The sequence below is a fragment of the Phenylobacterium sp. LjRoot225 genome (assembly GCF_964252855.1).
Taxonomy (GTDB): domain Bacteria; phylum Pseudomonadota; class Alphaproteobacteria; order Caulobacterales; family Caulobacteraceae; genus Phenylobacterium.
On record NZ_CAXUPL020000001.1, the window covers coordinates 492,883 to 510,475 of the forward strand.

General features: G+C 70.0%; 10 protein-coding genes. 7 read left to right on the forward strand and 3 right to left on the reverse strand.

The window, feature by feature from the left end; genetic code table 11:
* Window positions 1–76: 76 nt before the first annotated feature.
* The 4 genes from ACSQ2B_RS02405 (at window position 77) to ACSQ2B_RS02420 (ending at window position 6,603) form a co-directional block, all read left to right on the forward strand.
* Entirely contained in the window at window positions 77–1,234 is a 1,158-nt protein-coding gene (locus ACSQ2B_RS02405; RefSeq protein ID WP_436047007.1) for an efflux RND transporter periplasmic adaptor subunit, read from the forward strand.
* A 44-nt stretch (window positions 1,235–1,278) separates the two neighbouring features.
* A complete protein-coding gene (locus ACSQ2B_RS02410; protein WP_436047008.1) occupies window positions 1,279–4,434 on the forward strand; it encodes an efflux RND transporter permease subunit in 3,156 nt (1,051 codons plus the stop codon).
* An 11-nt stretch (window positions 4,435–4,445) separates the two neighbouring features.
* On the forward strand, window positions 4,446–5,816 hold the full coding sequence (locus tag ACSQ2B_RS02415; RefSeq protein WP_436047009.1) for an efflux transporter outer membrane subunit: 1,371 nt from the start codon (window positions 4,446–4,448) through the stop codon (window positions 5,814–5,816).
* Window positions 5,817–5,982: 166 nt separating this feature from the next.
* Entirely contained in the window at window positions 5,983–6,603 is a 621-nt protein-coding gene (locus ACSQ2B_RS02420) for a calcium-binding protein (protein ID WP_436047012.1), read from the forward strand.
* A gap of 47 nt (window positions 6,604–6,650) precedes the next feature.
* Here ACSQ2B_RS02420 and ACSQ2B_RS02425 read toward each other — a convergent pair whose 3' ends face one another.
* Window positions 6,651–7,307, reverse strand: coding sequence for a hypothetical protein (locus tag ACSQ2B_RS02425; RefSeq protein WP_436047013.1), 657 nt, complete (start codon window positions 7,305–7,307; stop codon window positions 6,651–6,653).
* 279 nt (window positions 7,308–7,586) lie between these two features.
* Between ACSQ2B_RS02425 and ACSQ2B_RS02430 the strand changes: the two genes are divergently transcribed.
* On the forward strand, window positions 7,587–9,938 hold the full coding sequence (locus ACSQ2B_RS02430; RefSeq protein ID WP_436047015.1) for a TonB-dependent receptor: 2,352 nt from the start codon (window positions 7,587–7,589) through the stop codon (window positions 9,936–9,938).
* Window positions 9,939–9,946: 8 nt separating this feature from the next.
* Here ACSQ2B_RS02430 and ACSQ2B_RS02435 read toward each other — a convergent pair whose 3' ends face one another.
* Complete coding sequence (locus tag ACSQ2B_RS02435; protein WP_436047017.1) at window positions 9,947–10,321, reverse strand: hypothetical protein; 375 nt, start codon at window positions 10,319–10,321, stop codon at window positions 9,947–9,949.
* Between the two features lie 337 nt (window positions 10,322–10,658).
* On the opposite strand from ACSQ2B_RS02435, the gene ACSQ2B_RS02440 reads away from it, so the two are divergent.
* On the forward strand, window positions 10,659–12,440 hold the full coding sequence (locus ACSQ2B_RS02440) for an autotransporter assembly complex protein TamA (RefSeq protein ID WP_436047019.1): 1,782 nt from the start codon (window positions 10,659–10,661) through the stop codon (window positions 12,438–12,440).
* Complete coding sequence (locus ACSQ2B_RS02445; RefSeq protein ID WP_436047020.1) at window positions 12,437–16,633, forward strand: translocation/assembly module TamB domain-containing protein; 4,197 nt, start codon at window positions 12,437–12,439, stop codon at window positions 16,631–16,633. The genes ACSQ2B_RS02440 and ACSQ2B_RS02445 overlap by 4 nt, the downstream gene beginning before the upstream one ends.
* Here ACSQ2B_RS02445 and phhA read toward each other — a convergent pair.
* Complete coding sequence (gene phhA, locus ACSQ2B_RS02450) at window positions 16,627–17,490, reverse strand: phenylalanine 4-monooxygenase (RefSeq protein ID WP_436047021.1); 864 nt, start codon at window positions 17,488–17,490, stop codon at window positions 16,627–16,629. The genes ACSQ2B_RS02445 and phhA overlap by 7 nt on opposite strands.
* Window positions 17,491–17,593 lie beyond the last annotated feature (103 nt).

Here is a 17,593-nt window from a genome sequence, read left to right on the forward strand (position 1 = left end):
TGACGATCGTCATTGTACTATGACGTACGTCATAACGCATGACGATCGTCATATAGTGTGGGTCAGGGGTTTCGCCATGCCGCAGCTTTTCCGGCGTCGTTTGATCGCAGCCAGCGCGGTCGTCGTGCTCGCCGCCGCGGGCCTCGAGGCCTGCACCCGTGCGCAGGCCCAGGGTCCGGCGCCTGAGCCGCCGACGGTGACCGTGGCCAAGCCGCTGGTGCGGATGGAGGCCGACTGGTCGGAGCAGTCGGGGCGTTTCGTCGCCGCCGAGACCGTCGATGTCCGCCCCCGTGTCTCCGGCTATCTCAGCGCGGTCCACTTCAAGGACGGCCAGTTCGTGAAAAAGGGCCAGCTGCTCTTCACCATCGATGCGCTGCCGTTCCAGGCCCGCGCCGACCGCGCCCGCGCCGAACTGGCGCAGGCCGACGCCCGTCTCGACCGGGCCCGCAGCGAGCTGAAGCGCGCCGAGACCCTGCGGGCGGCGGACGCGATCTCGACCGAGGAATACGACAGCCGCAAGGAGGCCCAGGCTCAGGCGGTGGCGGCCCTGGCCGCGGCCCGGGCGGCGCTACAGAGCGAGGCGCTGGACCTCGGCTATACGCGCGTCTACGCGCCGATCTCGGGCCGCATCTCGGACCGGCGGGTGGATCCGGGCAATCTGGTGGCCAACGGCGAGACCGTGCTGACCCAGATCGTCTCCGTCGACCCGATCCGGTTCGAGTTCTCCGCGCCGGACGGCGCCTTCCCGCTGCAGGCCCAGGCCCAGCCGCAACAGGCTCTGCTCAAGCTGGAGGGCGAAAGCCAGTTCAGCCATCCGGGCCGCCTCGACTTCATCGACAACCGCGTCGACGCCGGCACCGGCGCGATCCGTGGACGGGTGGAGCTCGCCAACGCCGACGGCGCCTTCACGCCGGGCCAGTTCGGACGGGTGCGGGTCTTCTTCGGCGCGCCCAAGCCCACCATGCTCGTTCCTGAGACGGCGATCGGCTCCGACCAGTCGCGCAAGTTCCTGCTGGTGGTGAACGCCGCTGACCAGGTCGAGTACCGGCAGGTCGAGCTTGGGCCGGTGGTGGGCGGCCTGCGGGTGGTGAGAACCGGCCTTGCCGCCAATGAGCGCCTGGTCATCCGCGGCGTGCAGCTCGCCCGGCCGGGCCAGAAGGTCCATCCGACGCCGGGCCAGATCGCCAACATCACCGCCGCCTCGATCGGCCAAGCGGCCGCGCCTCAGGGCTGATCCGAACAGATTACGACGCCAGGTTTGGGCGAAGGGGGGCGACGATGAGTCTGCCACGCTATTTCATTGACCGGCCGGTTTTCGCCGCCGTTCTGTCCGTCGTCATCACCCTTCTGGGCGTGTTGGCGGTCGGCAAGTTGCCGATCTCGGAATATCCGGACGTGGTTCCGCCGACGATCTCCATCACCGCGACCTATCCGGGCGCGAGCCCCGAGACCCTGGCCGAAACCGTGGCTGCGCCGATCGAACAGGCGGTCAACGGGGTCGAGGGGATCATGTACATCACCTCCCAGGCCACGTCGGACGGCCAGCTGACGATCAACGCCAACTTCAAGCTCGGCACGGATCTCGATAAGGCCCAGGTCCTGGTGCAGAACCGGGTGGCCACCGCCGAGCCGCGCTTGCCGGAAGAGGTGCGGCGGCTGGGCGTCGTCGTCGACAAGAGCTCGCCCACCTTCCTGATGGTGGTGCACCTGCTTTCGCCCGACGGCCGCTACGATCCGCTCTACATCTCCAACTATGCGAGCCTGAAGGTCCGCGACGAGCTGGCGCGCATTCCCGGCGTGGCCAACGCCCAGCTGTTCGGCGGGCGGGACTATTCGATGCGGATCTGGCTGGATCCGGAGAAGATCGCCGCTCTCAACCTCTCGCCCAGCGACGTCCTGGCGGGCCTGCGCCGCCAGAGCGTTCAGGTGGCCGCCGGTTCGCTCGGCGCGGAGCCGCAGCCCAATGGCGCGGCCTACGAGCTGACCGTCGAAGCCCCGGGCCGGCTGGTCGATCCGGAGCAGTTCGCCCAGGTGGTGGTCGCCCGCAGCCCCGACGGCGCCCTGGTCCGCGTCAGCGACATCGGCCGGGTGGAGCTGGGCGCCCAGACCTACCAGGCCGACGCCTCGCTCGACGGCAAGAAGGCTGTCGCCATCGGCATCTTCCAGCGCCCGGGTTCGAACGCGCTGCAGACCGCCGCCGAGGTCAAGAAGGAGATGACGGCCCTCTCCAAGAGCTTTCCGGACGGGCTGAAGTACGAGATCGTCTACGACACGACGCGGTTCGTGAACGCCTCCATCGACAAGGTCGAACACACCCTGCTCGAGGCGGTCCTGCTGGTCGTCCTGGTGGTCTTCGTCTTCCTGCAGAGCTGGCGCGCCGCCATCATTCCGGTGCTGGCCATCCCGGTCTCGATCCTCGGCAGCTTCGGCTTCCTGGCGATGACCGGCGGCTCGATCAACACCCTGTCCCTGTTCGGCCTGATCCTGGCCATCGGCATCGTCGTCGACGACGCCATCGTGGTGGTGGAGAACGTCGAGCGGAACATCGCCAGGGGCCTCTCGCCCAAGGAAGCCGCACGGGTCTCGATGGACGAGGTGGGCGGGGCGCTGATCGCCATCGCCCTGGTGCTGACCGCCGTCTTCCTGCCGGTGGCCTTCACCGGCGGCGTGGCCGGCCAGTTCTTCCGCCAGTTCGCCCTGACCATCGGCAGCGCGACCCTGATCTCCTGCTTCGTCTCCCTGACCCTGTCGCCGGCGCTCTGCGCCATTCTCCTGAAGCCGCATGCGGAGGGCCATGGACGCGGGCCGCTCGCCCGTTTCTTCAGGGCCTTCAACACCGGCTTCGAGTGGCTGGGCGAACGTTACGGCCAGCTGACGGCGCGCACGGTCCGCTACATCGCCATCGTCGGGATCCTCTACGGCGGCCTGCTGCTGGCCACTGGCGGCGCCTTCCTGGCCACGCCCAAGGGCTTCATCCCGCAGATGGACCGCGGCTACGGCATCGTGCTCGCCCAGTTGCCGGAGGGCGCCTCCCTGCAGCGCACCCGCGCGGTGGTGCAGGACGCGGTCAAGCGGATCCACACCGTCGACGGCGTCATCCACGACGTGAGCTTCGTCGGCTTCTCGGCGGCGACCGGGTCGCAGTCGACCAATATCGCGACCATCTTCGTCCCCTATGCGGACGCCGAGGAGCGGGCGAGGTCGCATCGGACCGAGGCGGCGATCCAGGCGGACCTGCGCAAGGCGCTGGCGCCGATCCAGGACGCGGTGACGGTGGTCGTCAGCCCGCCGATGATCATGGGCCTGGGCAGCAGCGCCGGCGCCAAGATGCTGATCGAGGACCGCGAGGGCAAGGGCTACGCCGCGCTCGACCAGGCGACCCAGGCGGTGATCGGCGAGATGATGAAGGACCCCCATGTGGCCTTCGCCTTCAGCCCCTACGAGGCGCGCACGCCGCGGCTGAAGGTCGACGTCGATCGCGACAAGGCCGAGGCCGCCGGAACGCCGGTCTCCGAGATCAACGACGCCCTGCAGGTCTATCTGGGCTCGGCCTATGTCAACGACTTCAACTATCTCGGCCGCACCTACCGGGTCACCGCCCAGGCGGACGGCAACTTCCGCCGCACGCCGGACGACCTAAACCGGCTATGGGCGCGCAATCTCAACGGCAAGATGACGCCGCTCGCCAGCGTGGTCACGGCGCATGACGCGACCGGGCCGGCTCGCGTCCCGCGCCACAACCTCTTCCCCGCCGCCGACCTCAGCGCCGCGGCCGGGCCGGGATCCTCGTCCGGCCAGCTGATGGACGCCATGGAGCGCGCCGCCCAGAAGGCGCTTCCGCCGGGCTTCGCCTTCGAATGGACTGAGCTGGCCTATCTGCAGAAGACCGAGGCGAGCGGCGCACTGGGCGTCTTCCTGCTGGCCGCGCTCTTCGTCTTCCTGGTGCTGGCGGCGCAGTACGAGAGCGTGACCCTGCCGATCTCGGTCCTGCTGGTCGTGCCGATGTCCATCCTGGGCGCGCTCGCAGGGCTGCTGCTGCGGGGACTGGAGATCAATATCCTGACCCAGGTGGCGCTGATCGTGCTGGTGGGGCTGGCGGCCAAGAACGCCATCCTGATCGTCGAATTCGCCAAGCAGTTGGAGGATCAGGAAGGCTTCAGCCCGGAGAAGGCCGCCATCGACGCAGCGCGGCTGCGGCTTCGGCCGATCCTGATGACCTCGCTCGCCTTCATCCTGGGCGTGTCGCCGCTGGTCTTCTCGACGGGCGCAGGGTTCGAGCAGCGGGTCGCCATCGGCACGGCGGTCTTCGCGGGCATGATCGGGGTCACCATCCTGGGCCTGATCCTGACGCCCGCCTTCTACGTGCTCAGCCGCCGCCTCTCGCGCTGGCTGCCGCAGATCCGTCTTCGCCGTCGCCCGGCGCCGGCGGAATGAGGAAAGTTGTCATGGGTGCAGTGGTGAGAAACAAGACGGTCTTGGCGGCGCTTGTCGCCGCTCTGGCGACCGCGCCGGTCGCCGCCCATTCGGCGACCGCGGCGCCGGAGCTGGTCTCGACCCTGCCGGTCGAGGCGGCCGCGCCGCGCGTCGATTGGTGGGCCGGGCTGGAAGATCCGCTGCTGAACCAGATCGTCGCCTACGCCATGAGCCGCAACCGCGACCTGCGGGCTGCGGAAGCGCAGGTGAGACAGGCCCGCGCCTCGGCCAAGGCCGAGGGCTGGAGCCTGCTGCCGCTCGGCGGCCTCAACGTCAGCGGCGGTCGTCAGCGCGACGCGAGCCTGGACCAGCAGGGCGGGTTCGTCGCCGCGGGCGGCGAGGTCACCTGGGAGGCGGACGTCTTCGGCCGGCTGCGGGCCAATGTCTCGGCCGCGCGGCTGGACGCCCTGAGCCTCGAGGAGGCGCGCCGCGGCGCCATGACCGCCATCGCCAGCCAGATCGCCTCGACCTATGTGGAGCTGCGGGGCGCCCAGACCCGCCTGGCCGCCACCGAAGCCAACGCCACGGCCCAGGCCGCCACCCTGCGCCTCACCGAGGTGCTGCGCGACGCCGGCCGCTCGACGCCGCTCGACGTCATGCGGGCCCAGGCGCAGCTGGAAGCCACCCGGGCGGCCGGGCCCCTGCTGCAGGCGCAGATCGCCGAAGACATCGCCGCGCTCGACGTCCTCGCCGCCGGCCTGACGCCGGAAATGACGGCTGCGCTGAAGGCGCAGAGCCTCGTGCCGGACCCGCCGCGGCGGCTGGCGATCGGCACGCCGGAGGAGTTGCTGCGGCGGCGTCCGGACATCCGCCAGGCCGAGGCGCGGCTCGCCGCCGCCCAGGCGCGCGCCCGCGCGGCCAAGGTCGACTGGTGGCCCCGCCTGAGCTTCGTCGCCCAGGGGGCGGCGACGGGCGCCAATGTGGCGGCGCTGAACAACAACGCCGGCTTCTCCTTCGTACTGGGGCCGCGCATCGACTGGCCGGCGCTCGACTTCCGCCGCAACGCCCTGCGGCTGGAAGCGGCCCGCGCCGGGGCGGACGTGGAGTACCAGCGCTACGAAAAGCTGGTGCTGAGCGGCGCGCGGGATCTCGACGCTTCGCTCGCGAGCCTCGCCGGCGCGCTGCAGGCCGAGGCGAACTACACGACCGCGGTGGAGGCGGCGCGGCGCGCGGCCGGGATCTCCCGCCTGCGGTATCGCGAGGGCGCCGATCCCTTCTTCGCGGTGCTCGACGCCGAACGCACCCTCGCCGGGTTCGAGGACAGTCTGGCGGTGGCGCGCACCCGCTCGGCGCTCGCCTACGTCCGCGTCGGCCAGGCGCTGGGCGCCGGATGGAGCGACTGACCAGCGGCTAGGGGCTTGCCGTCCAGACGCAAGATTGCGGTCCCGATACATTGCCGATACCGGCCGGCCAAACTTAGGCCGGCGTAGGTCCCCAGCCTTCCTGAACTGACCGAGCCGCACCGCTTTCAGACGTGCGCGAGGCTCGAAACAGATGACGGAGGCGAGAATGAAGGGTTCTGGGGGATTTGGGCCGCGTGGCCACGGGCCGGGTCATGGCGGCGTCCCGCCGACGCCCGCCGACATGCAGATCGGAACGACCGGTGCGGACAGCCTGGTTGCGGACGGCGTCCACACGGTGGTGAACGGTCTCGCCGGCGATGATTCGATTGCGGGCTCCACGATCGACGAGGTCCTGATCGGCGGCGCCGGCGCAGACACGCTCGACGGAACCGCCGGCGCTGACACCCTCTTCGGCGGTCAGGGCGTCGACGTGCTGACGGGCGGCGCAGGGAACGATGTCTTCCGCATCGATCACTCGCGCGGCCATGAGACCCTGACCGCAGCTACGGTCGACCAGATCACCGACTTCACCAGCGGCGAGGACCACCTGAAGCTGGGCCACGGCGCGGCGACGGCGTCGAACTACGCCACCAGCACCGCGGCGGACTTCGACAGCGCGCTGAGCAGCGCCAACGCCCTGTTCGCCAGCGGCTCCACGCACTACGTCGCGGTCCAGGTGGGCTCTGACGTCCTGGTGTTCACCGACGGCCGCGACCAGGTGGTCGAGTCAGCCGTCCTCCTGGTCGGCAAATCGCTGAGCGACATCAGCTATTCCGACATCGGCTGACCGACCAAACCTCGCCCGCCGCTGCTCGGCGGCGGCGAGGGCTTGGCTCATGTCCGCACCAGCTGCACCGAGATCGGCGCCAGGATCGGCATGATCTGCATGCGGGTGAGATGGAAGCGCAGCAGGGTCTCCGGGTGGAAGGGACAACCGTTGGCGCAGTGCTCCGGGATGTAGTCGATCACCAGGGAGTACATGTCCATCTTCTCCGAGGCGCCGAAGGCGAACTGGTCGTTCAGGCCCCCGCGCCAGTGGCCGTTCTCGGGGAAGACGATGAATTCCCGCGTCAGCGGCATGAACCTGGCCAGGTCCAAGGTCGAGGCGAGCTGGATCTCCGGCCGGGTGCGGATCACATGGTCGTAGCGGGCGCCGTGCGTCAGCTCGCGCCGCAGCTTCATGTCGTTGCAGCGGCGGATGCCGCGGTACATTCGGATGACGTTCTCGATATTGGTCTCGGGGTAGGCCTGGACGGCCAGGTCGAGATCCATGGCGAAGTTGCGCCCGACCTGGACCTCGATCGTGCGGAAGCGGCCTTCCGTCTTCTGGTTGATCAGCTCGCGCAGCGCCGCCTCGTCGCTGAGCGGGCCGCCCTCCCAGAAGAAGGCGTAGCAGTCGATCGCCGCATCGGCCGGCAGATTGCGGGCGAAATGGGTGAGGGCAGGGCTCTCCAGCCGCTCGGCCCCGGACAGGCACACCGCAATCTGCATCTATCGAATCCCCCCAGAGGGGGAAAACATCGCCCGATTCGAGGCCCCCTTGGGCGCCGCGCCTATCTGGGATCACGGCCGGACTCCGGGGTGCAAGGAGGATCTCGGCGCAGCCGATAGTCCGCCTGTGCGGCTGCGCGTCGGGGCGAAGCCGCCATTGTCGTCGGAGTGACAACCAAGCGTTGCAGTAATGTCACGGACGGTCGCTACCGACCCAACCAGGCGTGGAAACACGGCCCTTAGGGCTGGCGCGCTCGACGAAAGTCTTGGGGATCGATCATGAAATCTGGATGGCTTGGCGGCGCCGCCGCCTGTGCGCTGCTCTGCATGCTGGCGAACACGGCCATGGCCGAAGAGGCCGCGGCGACGTCGGAAGCCGCCGCTGTTGCGACCGCCGACGAGGTGGTGGTCTTCGGTCGCGGACAGTCGCGCGAAGTGCAGACGATCAACGCTCAGGAAATCGAAAGGGCTGTCGCAGGCGTCAGCCCGATCAAGATCGTCCAGAAGCTGCCGGGCGTGAACTTCCAGTCCGCCGACGCCTTCGGCGCCTATGAGTGGTCGACCCGCATCTCGATCCGCGGCTTCAATCAGAACCAGCTGGGCTTCACCCTCGACGGCGTGCCGCTCGGCGACATGACCTACGGCAACCTCAACGGCCTGCACATCAGCCGCGCGGTGATCTCGGAGAACCTGGGCTCGGTGGTGCTGGCGCAGGGCGCGGGCTCGCTCGCCACCGCTTCGAGCTCGAACCTTGGCGGCACGCTCGAGTTCTTCTCGCGCGATCCGAGCGAGACCTTCGGCGTCAACGTCCAGGGAACCTACGGCTCCGACAACATGTATCGCGGCTTCGTCCGCCTCGACACCGGCGCCTTGCCGACCGGCGGCAAGGCCTATGTGAGCTACGCCAACCAGAAGACCGACAAGTGGAAGGGCTGGGGCGAGCAGAAGCAGGAGCAGGCCAACGTCAAGTTCGTCCAGCCGATCGGCGAGGCGACGATCACCGCCTTCTACGACTGGTCCCAGCGTCGTGAAAACGACTACCAGGACATGTCGAAGGAGATGATCAACCGGCTCGGCTACGGCTGGGACAACATCTCAAACAACTGGGCCGCGGCCAACCAGATCGCCGACACCGCGCTCGGCCACTATCTGGCCACAGGAACGTCGGGCGATCCGGCTTTCTGCGTCTCCGACCCGGGCGACGGGACCAACGTCTATCCGGCGCCGGTGCGTTGCGACGACGACGCCTATTTCGACGCAGGCGGCCTGCGTGACGACGACCTCTGGTACCTCAACGCCAAGACGCCGATCGGCGAGAACCTGAAGGTGTCGGCCACCTACTACGGCCATAAGAACAAGGGGCAGGGCAGCTGGTTCGCGCCGCTCAACCCCAGCCCGAACTTCGGCGTGGCCGGCGCCACCACCGGTAACTCGTCCATTTCGTTCCGCACGACCGAGTACAGCATCGACCGCCAGGGCGTGTTCGGCGACGTTGAGCTGACCCTGGGCGACCACGTCGTGCGCGCCGGCGGCTGGTACGAGGACAACGACTTCGAGCAGGCGCGCCGCTACTACGCCCTCGACCGCGCCGCGCCGAACCGCGACGCCCTCGACTTCCAGTCGAACTTCTACAGGACGCGCTGGCACTACGCCTTCAAGACCAAGACCACCCAGTTCTTCCTGGAGGACGCCTGGAGCGTGACCCAGGACCTGAAGCTGAACTTCGGGTTCAAGTCGCTGAAGGTGACCAACAAGGCGACCTTCCTCGACGGCGACGGCCCCCTGGTGAACAGCGGCAGCATCGAGTCCAAGGACAGCTTCCTGCCCCAGGCCGGCTTCGCCTGGAACGTCGGCCCCGCCGCCGGCGAAGTGTTCGGCGGCTACGCCGAAAACATGCGCGCCTTCCAGTCCGCGGCCACCTCGGGGCCGTTCTCGACCACCCAGGCCGGCTTCGACGCCATCCGTTCAAGGTTGAAGCCTGAGACCTCCAAGACCTACGAACTCGGCTACCGCTTCCAGCTCGACAAGGTGCGCGGTCAGATCGCGGCCTATCACGTGAAGTTCGACAACCGGCTGCTGGCGACCGCGGTGGGCGCCGGCGTCGCAGGCAACCCGGCGGTGCTCTCCAACGTCGGCAGCGTGACCACCAAGGGAGTCGAGGCGGCGGCGACCTGGTCGATCACCCCGGATTGGAGCCTGTTCGGCTCCTACGCCTACAACAGCTCCAAGTACGACGACGACGTCTTCAACGGCTCCGGCGCCCTGGTCGCCCGCACCAGCGGCAAGACCGTGGTCGATACGCCCAAGTCGCTGGCCAACCTGGCGCTGTCCTACGGCCACGACGGCTGGTTCGGCTCGCTCTCCGGGCACTACACCGGCAAGCGCTTCTATACCTACACCAACGACCAGAGCGTGCCGTCCTACGTCATAGCCGACCTGACCGCGGGCTACCGCTTCGCCAGCGAGGGCTGGAGCAAGGGCCTGGAGGTGCAGGTCAACCTCACCAACTTGTTCGACAAGAAGTACGTCTCGACCGTGGGGTCGAACGGCTTCGGCAACTCGGGCGACGCCCAGACCCTGCTGGCCGGGGCGCCGCGGCAGGCCTTTGTCACGGTCCGCAAGGACTTCTAGATGCGCCCCTAGTGGGTTGAAGCGGACGGGGGCGTCGTCGTTTGCGGCGGCGCCTCTGTCACGTCCGGCGCCTCGGTGAAGGCCGGCGCGACGGCCTTCGAGGCGGCCACGGTGGCGCCGCGCGCCTTGGCGCCCTTGGCCTTGGCGCCCGAGGTCTTGGCGCTGGACGTCTTGGCGCCCGAGGTCTTGGCGCCCGAGGCCTTGGCTCCTGGGGCCTTGGCGCCTCTGGTCTTCGGTGCGGCGTGCGCCGCGCTCGCCGTCAGCGCATCGAGGAGCGTCGTGCGGCCGGTCTGGGTCGCGGTGAGATCCCGCAGGTCGCGCCGCAGCGCCTTGGGTAGCTTTACGCTGGCGAACTTCTTGGGGATTTTGGTCTTCTTGGCCATGCTGGCCTCCGAATTTCTATGTGGCGACACCCTCTGCCGACTGAACGTTCTCCACAAGTCGGACGAGGCTGATCAGTCCGGTTTGTCCCTGCGGACAGCGCGGCTCGGCGTTTGCGTTCACCGCGTCGTCTCCTTAAGTTTCTGGGGCTGCGGCGGGCTACGACGGCCGACCGGCGCGCCGATGCCGGCCCCATTCCGGACGGTGGGCCAAAGCGTCATCGCAAGAGCGCTTTCCCGCCGCAGCGCCCCATCTTCGGCCAGGAACCCGCCCGCGCCCCGTCGACACGTCCGGGACGCGCCGCTACACGGGAGGGGGGCCGCTTAGGGATTCTCGATCTTGGGTCGACTGATCTTGGCCGTCGTCGCAGCAGCGGCCGCTTGTGCTCCGACGCTGTCCTTCGCCGCTCAACCGCGCGCGGCGATCGAAGGCGACCTCGATCCGAGCCTGCGCGCCGCCATCGTCAGCGAGATCGGCGAGACCGACCGGCCCATCGACAATCGTTTTGAAGCCCGCAGACGGGCCCGTGACGCCGCCGAGACCGCCACCGCCGTGCTGCGCTCTGAGGGCTACTACGCCGCCATCGTCGAGCCCGAGGTGGGCGATGGGGACACCCCGACCCCCAAGGTGCGGATCACGCCCGGCCCGCGCTTCACCATCACGGCCCCAGCCATCGAGTGGGTCGGGACCGCGCCGCCGGCGCAAGACGAGGCCGCGGCCCAGAAGGCCCTGGCGCTTTCGCCTGGCGCGCCCGGTCGCGCCGCGGAGGTGGTGGGCGCCGAGGGGCGGATCGTCTCGACCCTGGAGCAGAAGGGCTACGCCGACGCCGAGGCCGAGCCGCGCCAGGTGGTGGTCGACCACGCCGACCGTTCGGTGCAGCCGACCTTCCACATCGCTGCGGGTCCGCTCGTGCGCCTGGACGGGATCCAGCTCACCAACACCGGACGCACCAACCCGCGTTGGGTGGAGGGGCTGGCGCCCTGGAAGCCGGGTGACGTCTACGATCCGGAGCTGGTCGCCGAACTGCAGCGGCGCCTGCTCGATCCCGGCGCCTATGACCAGGTCACCGTGGCGCTCGCGCCGGTCGACAAGACCACGACCGAGGGGCTGCGCCCGGTGCTGGTCGGCCTGGCCGAGCGTAAGCGGCGAACGTTCGAGTTCGGCGCCAGCTACGCCAGCGTCGAAGGCCTCGGCCTCGACGTGCGGTGGACGCGCTACAACACCTTCCGCCGGGCCGACACCTTCGCCCTGTTCGGTCGGCTGTCGACCGTCGACAGCCGCGTCGGCGTCACGGTCGGATTGCCGCATTGGCGCCGGCCGGCGCAGACCCTGACGCTCGGCGCCGAGGCCTACCACGCCAACACCGACGCCTATGACCAGACCGGCGTCACCGCCCGCTCCGACGTCCAGCGCCGCTACGGCAAGACCTCCTACGTCTCGGTCGGCGCCTCCACCGACTTCAGCCGCACCAACGAGCTGCGCATCGGCTCTTTGACCCCGCTCGGGCGCGAGATCGCCACCTTCGCGCTGCACGGCAACGTCTACCTCGATCGCTCGAACGATGCGCTCGATCCGCGCCGCGGCTGGCGGCTCAACCTCATCGCCGACCCGACCTTGCTGGCGGGCCACGGGACGCTGCCCTATCTGCGCGTGCAGACCCAGGGCACCGGCTACCTGCCGATCGGTCGTGGCGCGCGCACGGTGCTCGCCGGGCGGCTGCGGATCGGCAGCATCCTCAACGGGACGGTCTCCGACATTCCGGCGCCGCAGCGCTTCTACGCCGGCGGCGGCGGCTCGGTGCGCGGCTTCTCCTATCAGGCCGTCGGCCCCAGGCTTGCGGATGACAATGACACGCCCGAAGGCGGGCTCTCGCTGATCGAGGCCTCGACCGAGATCCGGCAGATGGTGACCGCGCGCTGGGGCGTCGTGGCCTTCGTCGACGCCGGCAGCATCAGCATCACCCGAAACCCGGACTTCTCGAACCTCAGCGTCGGGGCCGGTCTCGGCCTGCGCTACAACCTGCCGTTCGGGCCGATCCGGGTGGATGTCGCGACCCCGGTCTCCAACGCCCAGGGCGGGTCGCCCGTGCAGATCTACGTCAGCATTGGACAGAGCTTTTGAGCGAGGAGACGGACACCGCCGCCGCCCCCGCCGAAGAGGCGGCGAAGAAGGCCTCGCGCCTGCCCAAGTCCATTGTGGCGGTCTGCCTGGGCCTGGCCCTGATCTTCACCGGCCTGATCGCCGGGACCCGCTACGGCGTGCTGCTGCCCCAGGCGCGACTGCTGATCGAGGCGCGCACCGACGGATTGAAGCTCGGCCGCCTCGGGCGGCTGAAGATCGAGGGGCTGTCCGGCGACGTCTGGCGCGACTTCCGCATTCGCCGGCTGACGATCCGCGACGAGAAGGGCGTCTGGCTGGAAGCCCAGAACCTGCACTTGAACTGGCGCTACTCGGAGCTCCTGCTGCGCCGCTTCCACGCCCAGCGCATCGAGGTGCAGACTCTGCGGCTGATCCGCCGGCCGACGCTCGCGCCGAAGGGAAAGGGCAGCAGCGGCCTGCCGGTCTCCTTCTACATCGACGACGCCCATGGCCAGGTGGAGATGCTCCCCGGCTTCAGCGGCGAGCGGGGCGCCTACGACCTGGCCCTCTATCTCGCCGTCCAGCGTCGCGGGGGCATGCACGGCACGGTCCGCGCAGGTAGCCTGCTCAATCCCGGCGATCACCTGAACCTGCGGTTCGAGGTGGACAAGCGCAGGCCGTTGCTGATCCAGGCCGACGCGGCGGAGGCGCATGGCGGCGCGCTCGCCGGCGCTCTGGGGCTGCCCGCGGACCGCCCCTTCCTGCTGCGGGTGACCGCCGATGGGAGCACCTCCTCGGCGGGCCGGTTCACCGCCATGGCCATCTCCGGGGCGACGCGCCCGCTGGAGGCTTCGGGCGCGTGGAGCGCTCAAGGGGGCCAGGCGAACGGACGGGCCTCGCTCACAGCCTCCAGCCTGACGTCGGCCTGGGCGCATCGCCTGGGCCCGGAGGTCCGGTTCAACCTGGTCGGCCGCAAGGCGGACCCGAGCTTCTATGACCTCGATCTCCAGGCCGCAGCGGAGAACCTGACGCTGCGGGCCCAGGGCCTGGGCGATCTCGGGACCCGCAAGCTCGGTCCCAAGGGCCTGACGGTGACGGCGTCGTCGCCGGCCCTGTCGCGGATCACCGGCGGTCCACAGATGGGGCTCGGGCGGGTGACCGGGGTGCTGACCAACGCCCAGGCCCGCTGGCGCTTCGCGGGCGCGGCCGCGGTCAGTCGCCTGGCGCTCGGCGGCTACGGGCTCGAACAGGTCTCGGGACCGCTGGAATTCACCCGTGATGTCCATGGGATGGAGCTGAAAGCTCAGCTCGCCGCCCGCGGCGGCAAGGGCGCCGGCTGGGTCGCCGCCATGCTGGGCGCCGCGCCGCGCGCGACCTTCGAAGGCGCGCGGCTGAGCGACGGCCGGCTGGCGCTGCGCAAGCTGGAGGTTCAAGGCTCGGGCCTGCGGGTGCAGGCGAGCGGCTCCCGCGGCCTGCTGGGCGGACTGACCTTCAAGGGCCAGGCGAACGTCACCAACCTCGCCGCCGCGCGTACGGGCGCCAGCGGCGCGGCCAACATCGTCTGGTCGGCCGGGCAGGGCCGCGCCAGCGAGCCCTGGTCGCTGAAGATCGACGGCTCGGGCGAGAAGTTCGCCACCGGCTATCCTGAGCTCGACCGGCTGCTGGGGGCCAAGCCCCGGGTCTCGGCCCAGGCGGCGCTGCAAGGCCGTCGGCTCTCGGTCGCGCGGGCGAGCCTCGACGGGGCGGCGCTGAACGCCTCCAGCGCCGGCGTGCTGGGGGAGGACGGCAAGCTCACCTTCAAGCTCGACTGGAAGGCCCAGGGGCCGTTCCGGGCCGGCCCGGTCGAGATCACCGGCGCCGCAAAGGGCAACGGGGCGATCACCGGCACGCTCGGCGCGCCGCGCGCCGACCTGATCGCCGACTTCGATGCGATCGACCTGCCGCGCCTGCCGTTGAAGTCCACGCACCTGACCCTCAGCTTCCTGCGCCAGCCGGACGGCTCCAGCGGCATGATCGCCGTCACCGCCGCCAGCGCGTTCGGCCCCGCGCGCGGCCGGGCAGACTTCCGCTTCCCGCAAGGCGGGGTGGACCTCACCGGTCTCTCCGTCGATGCGGGCGGGCTGAAGGCGGATGGCTCGGTCTCGCTGCGCAAGAGCGCGCCGTCGGCCGCCAACCTGATGCTGACGGTGGGACGCGGCGCCTTTCTCGAAGCCGGCCGCATCGGCGGGCTGATGAAGATCGTCGACACGCCGGGAGGGCCGCGCGCCCAGCTCAACCTCACCGCCGAGGGCGCGCGGACGCCGGGCTCGACCACCACGCTCACGGCGGCGCGTCTGACCGCCGACGGATCGCTGATACGGCTGCCCTATGCGCTGGACGCCAAGGGGGTGACCAGCGCCGGGGCCTTCCAGGCGAACGGCCGCGGCGTCTTCTCCCAGGTCCAGCCCGGCTATGAGGCGACCTTCGACGGCGCGGGCCGGCTGGGCGCGCGCGACGTACGCACCACCGAGACCGCCAGCTTCCGTTTCGGCGGCCCCGAGCGCAGCGCCAGGCTGCGGCTGGCGGCCTCGGATGGCGGGCGCATCAGCCTGGACGGACGGCTCACCGACGACGCAGCCGACGTCCGCGCCCAACTGGCGGGGGTGGGGCTGAACCTGCTCGACGAGGACCTGGCCGGAAAGATCGACGCCGAACTGACCCTCGAGGGCCGCGGCGCCCGACTGGACGGCGGGCTGGAGGCGCGCCTGAGCGGCGCGCGCGGCCGTGGCGCGCCGGCGGCCAGCGGCGTCGACAGCGTGGTGCATGGCAGGCTGGCGGACTCCAGTCTGGCGCTCGACGCTGTCGCCTCCAACGGCCAGGGCCTCAAGGCCAACGCCAGCCTCGTGCTGCCGACGGAAGCCTCGGGCGCGCCGTTCCGGCTGGCGATCGCCCGCCAACAGCCGATGAGCGGAAAGTTCTTCGCCAACGGCGAGGTGCGCCCGCTCTGGGACCTGCTGATCGGCGGCGAACGGAGCCTGTCCGGCCGGGTTCAGACCGAAGGCGTATTGGGCGGCACCCTGGCCGCTCCGCAGGCGACCGGCCAGATCACGGTCGCCGGCGGCCGTTTCGACGACGGCGCCACCGGGCTTTCGCTGCGCGATGTGGCGATCAAGGCCGCGTTCGCGCGCAGCGCGGTGGACGTGACCGAGGCGCGCGGCGTCGACGGCCACGGGGGCTCGGTCTCGGCGGCGGGCCGCGTCAGCCTCGAGCGCCAGGGCGTCTCCAGCTTCCGCCTGGACCTGCACGGCTTCCGGCTGATCGACAACGAGCAGGCGACCGCCTCGGCCACCGGCCAGGCCACCATCAACCGCGACGCCAACGGCCAGGTGAAGCTGTCCGGCGCGCTGAGCATCGACCGCGCCGACATCGCGCCCAGGCTGCCAAACAGCTCCACCGTCGTCAGCATGGACGTGATCGAGAAGAACCGCCCGGCGGAGCTGATCGCCACCGAGCCGGTCCCGGCCGCGCGGGTCGGCGTCGGCGGCGGCGGGGGATGGGCGCTCGACGTCAGCCTGAAGGCGCCGGCCCGGATCTACCTGCGCGGCCGGGGGCTGAACGTGGAGCTCTCGCTCGACGCCCATGTCGGCGGCACGACCAGCAGGCCGGACCTTACGGGCACGGCGCGGGTGGTCCGCGGGGACTACGACTTTGCGGGCAAGCGGTTCGAATTCGACCCGACCAGCATCGTCTACCTGTCGACCCGCCCGCGCGACATCCGCCTCGACCTTAGCGCCACGCGGGACGACCCGACCTTGACGGCGGTGGTGAAGATCGCCGGAACCGCGGCCAAGCCGGAGATCACCTTCACCTCGACGCCCAGCCTGCCTAGCGACGAGGTGCTGTCGCAGGTTCTGTTCGGCGCTTCGGCCTCGCAGCTTTCGCCGCTGGAAGCCGCCCAGCTGGCCTCGGCGGTGTCGGCGATGGCCAGCGGCGGCGGCCTCGACGTCATCGGCAACCTGCGAGCGTTCGCCGGTCTCGATCGCCTGGCGGTGGGCGGCGGCGACCAGACCACCGGGGTCACGGTGTCCGGCGGCAAGTACATCACCGACAAGGTCTATCTGGAGCTGACCGGCGGCGGCCGCGAAGGCCCGACTGCGCAGGTCGAGTGGCGGGTGCGCCGCCAGCTCTCGATCATTTCCCGCCTCGGCGGCCAGGCCGGCGCGCGGCTGGCGGTGCGGTGGCGGCGCGACTACTGAGGCCTGCCCTTGGCGTAGGCCTGGGTGCCGCGGGTCAACACCTGATCCTCGTCGAGGATCGCGGCGATCGGAATGTCCGGCAGATCCTGAAGCCTGGCGTAGATCGGGGCGAAGTCCTGCTGGCTGGCGTCGAGCAGCGCCTCGAGCGACGGGATGACGAAATAGACCTGCTGGAAGTCGTCGATGCGGTAGGGCGTGCGCATCACCCGTTCGAGGTCGAAGGCGATCCGGTTCGGCGAGGGATCCTCCACGGCGAACAGGCTCTCGGCGCGGCTGGAGACGATGCCCGCGCCATAGATGCGCAGGCCGGCCGGCGTCTGCAGCAGGCCGAACTCGACCGTATACCAGTAGAGCCGGGCGAGGTTGGTCAGCCGCCCCAGCCCCTGGGCGCGGCGCCCGCCTTGCCCATAGGCCTGCATGTAGTCGGCGAACACCGGATCGGTCAGCATCGGCACATGGCCGAAGACGTCATGGAAGACGTCCGGTTCCTGCAGGTAGTCGAGCTGCTCGGGCTTGCGGATGAAACGGCCCGCTGGAAACCGGCGGTTGGCCAGATGCTCGAAGAAGACCTCGTCGGGGACCAGGCCCGGGACGGCGACGACGCTCCAGCCGGTGAGCCTGCGAAGCTCCTCGTTGATGCGGGCGAAGTCCGGAATGCCGGCGCGGTGCAGGTCGAGGGTCTCGAGCCCGCGGAGAAAGGGCTCGCAGGCCCGGCCGGGCAGAAGCTCGATCTGGCGCTGGTAGAGGGTGAGCCAGACCTCGTGCTCGGACGCGGTGTAGCCCGCCCAGTCCTGGTCGATCGTCCAGTCGGGCCGCGCGCCAGGGGGCGGCGCCAAGGCCAAGCCATCTGCGCTCATGCTTGCGAGAATGGACCCGTTCGCGGGGAAGTTCCGTGCGGATTTTGCGGCGCGACGGCGATTCACAGGAAGCCTTTTGCGCGGAATCGAGTGGCGTGGCTCG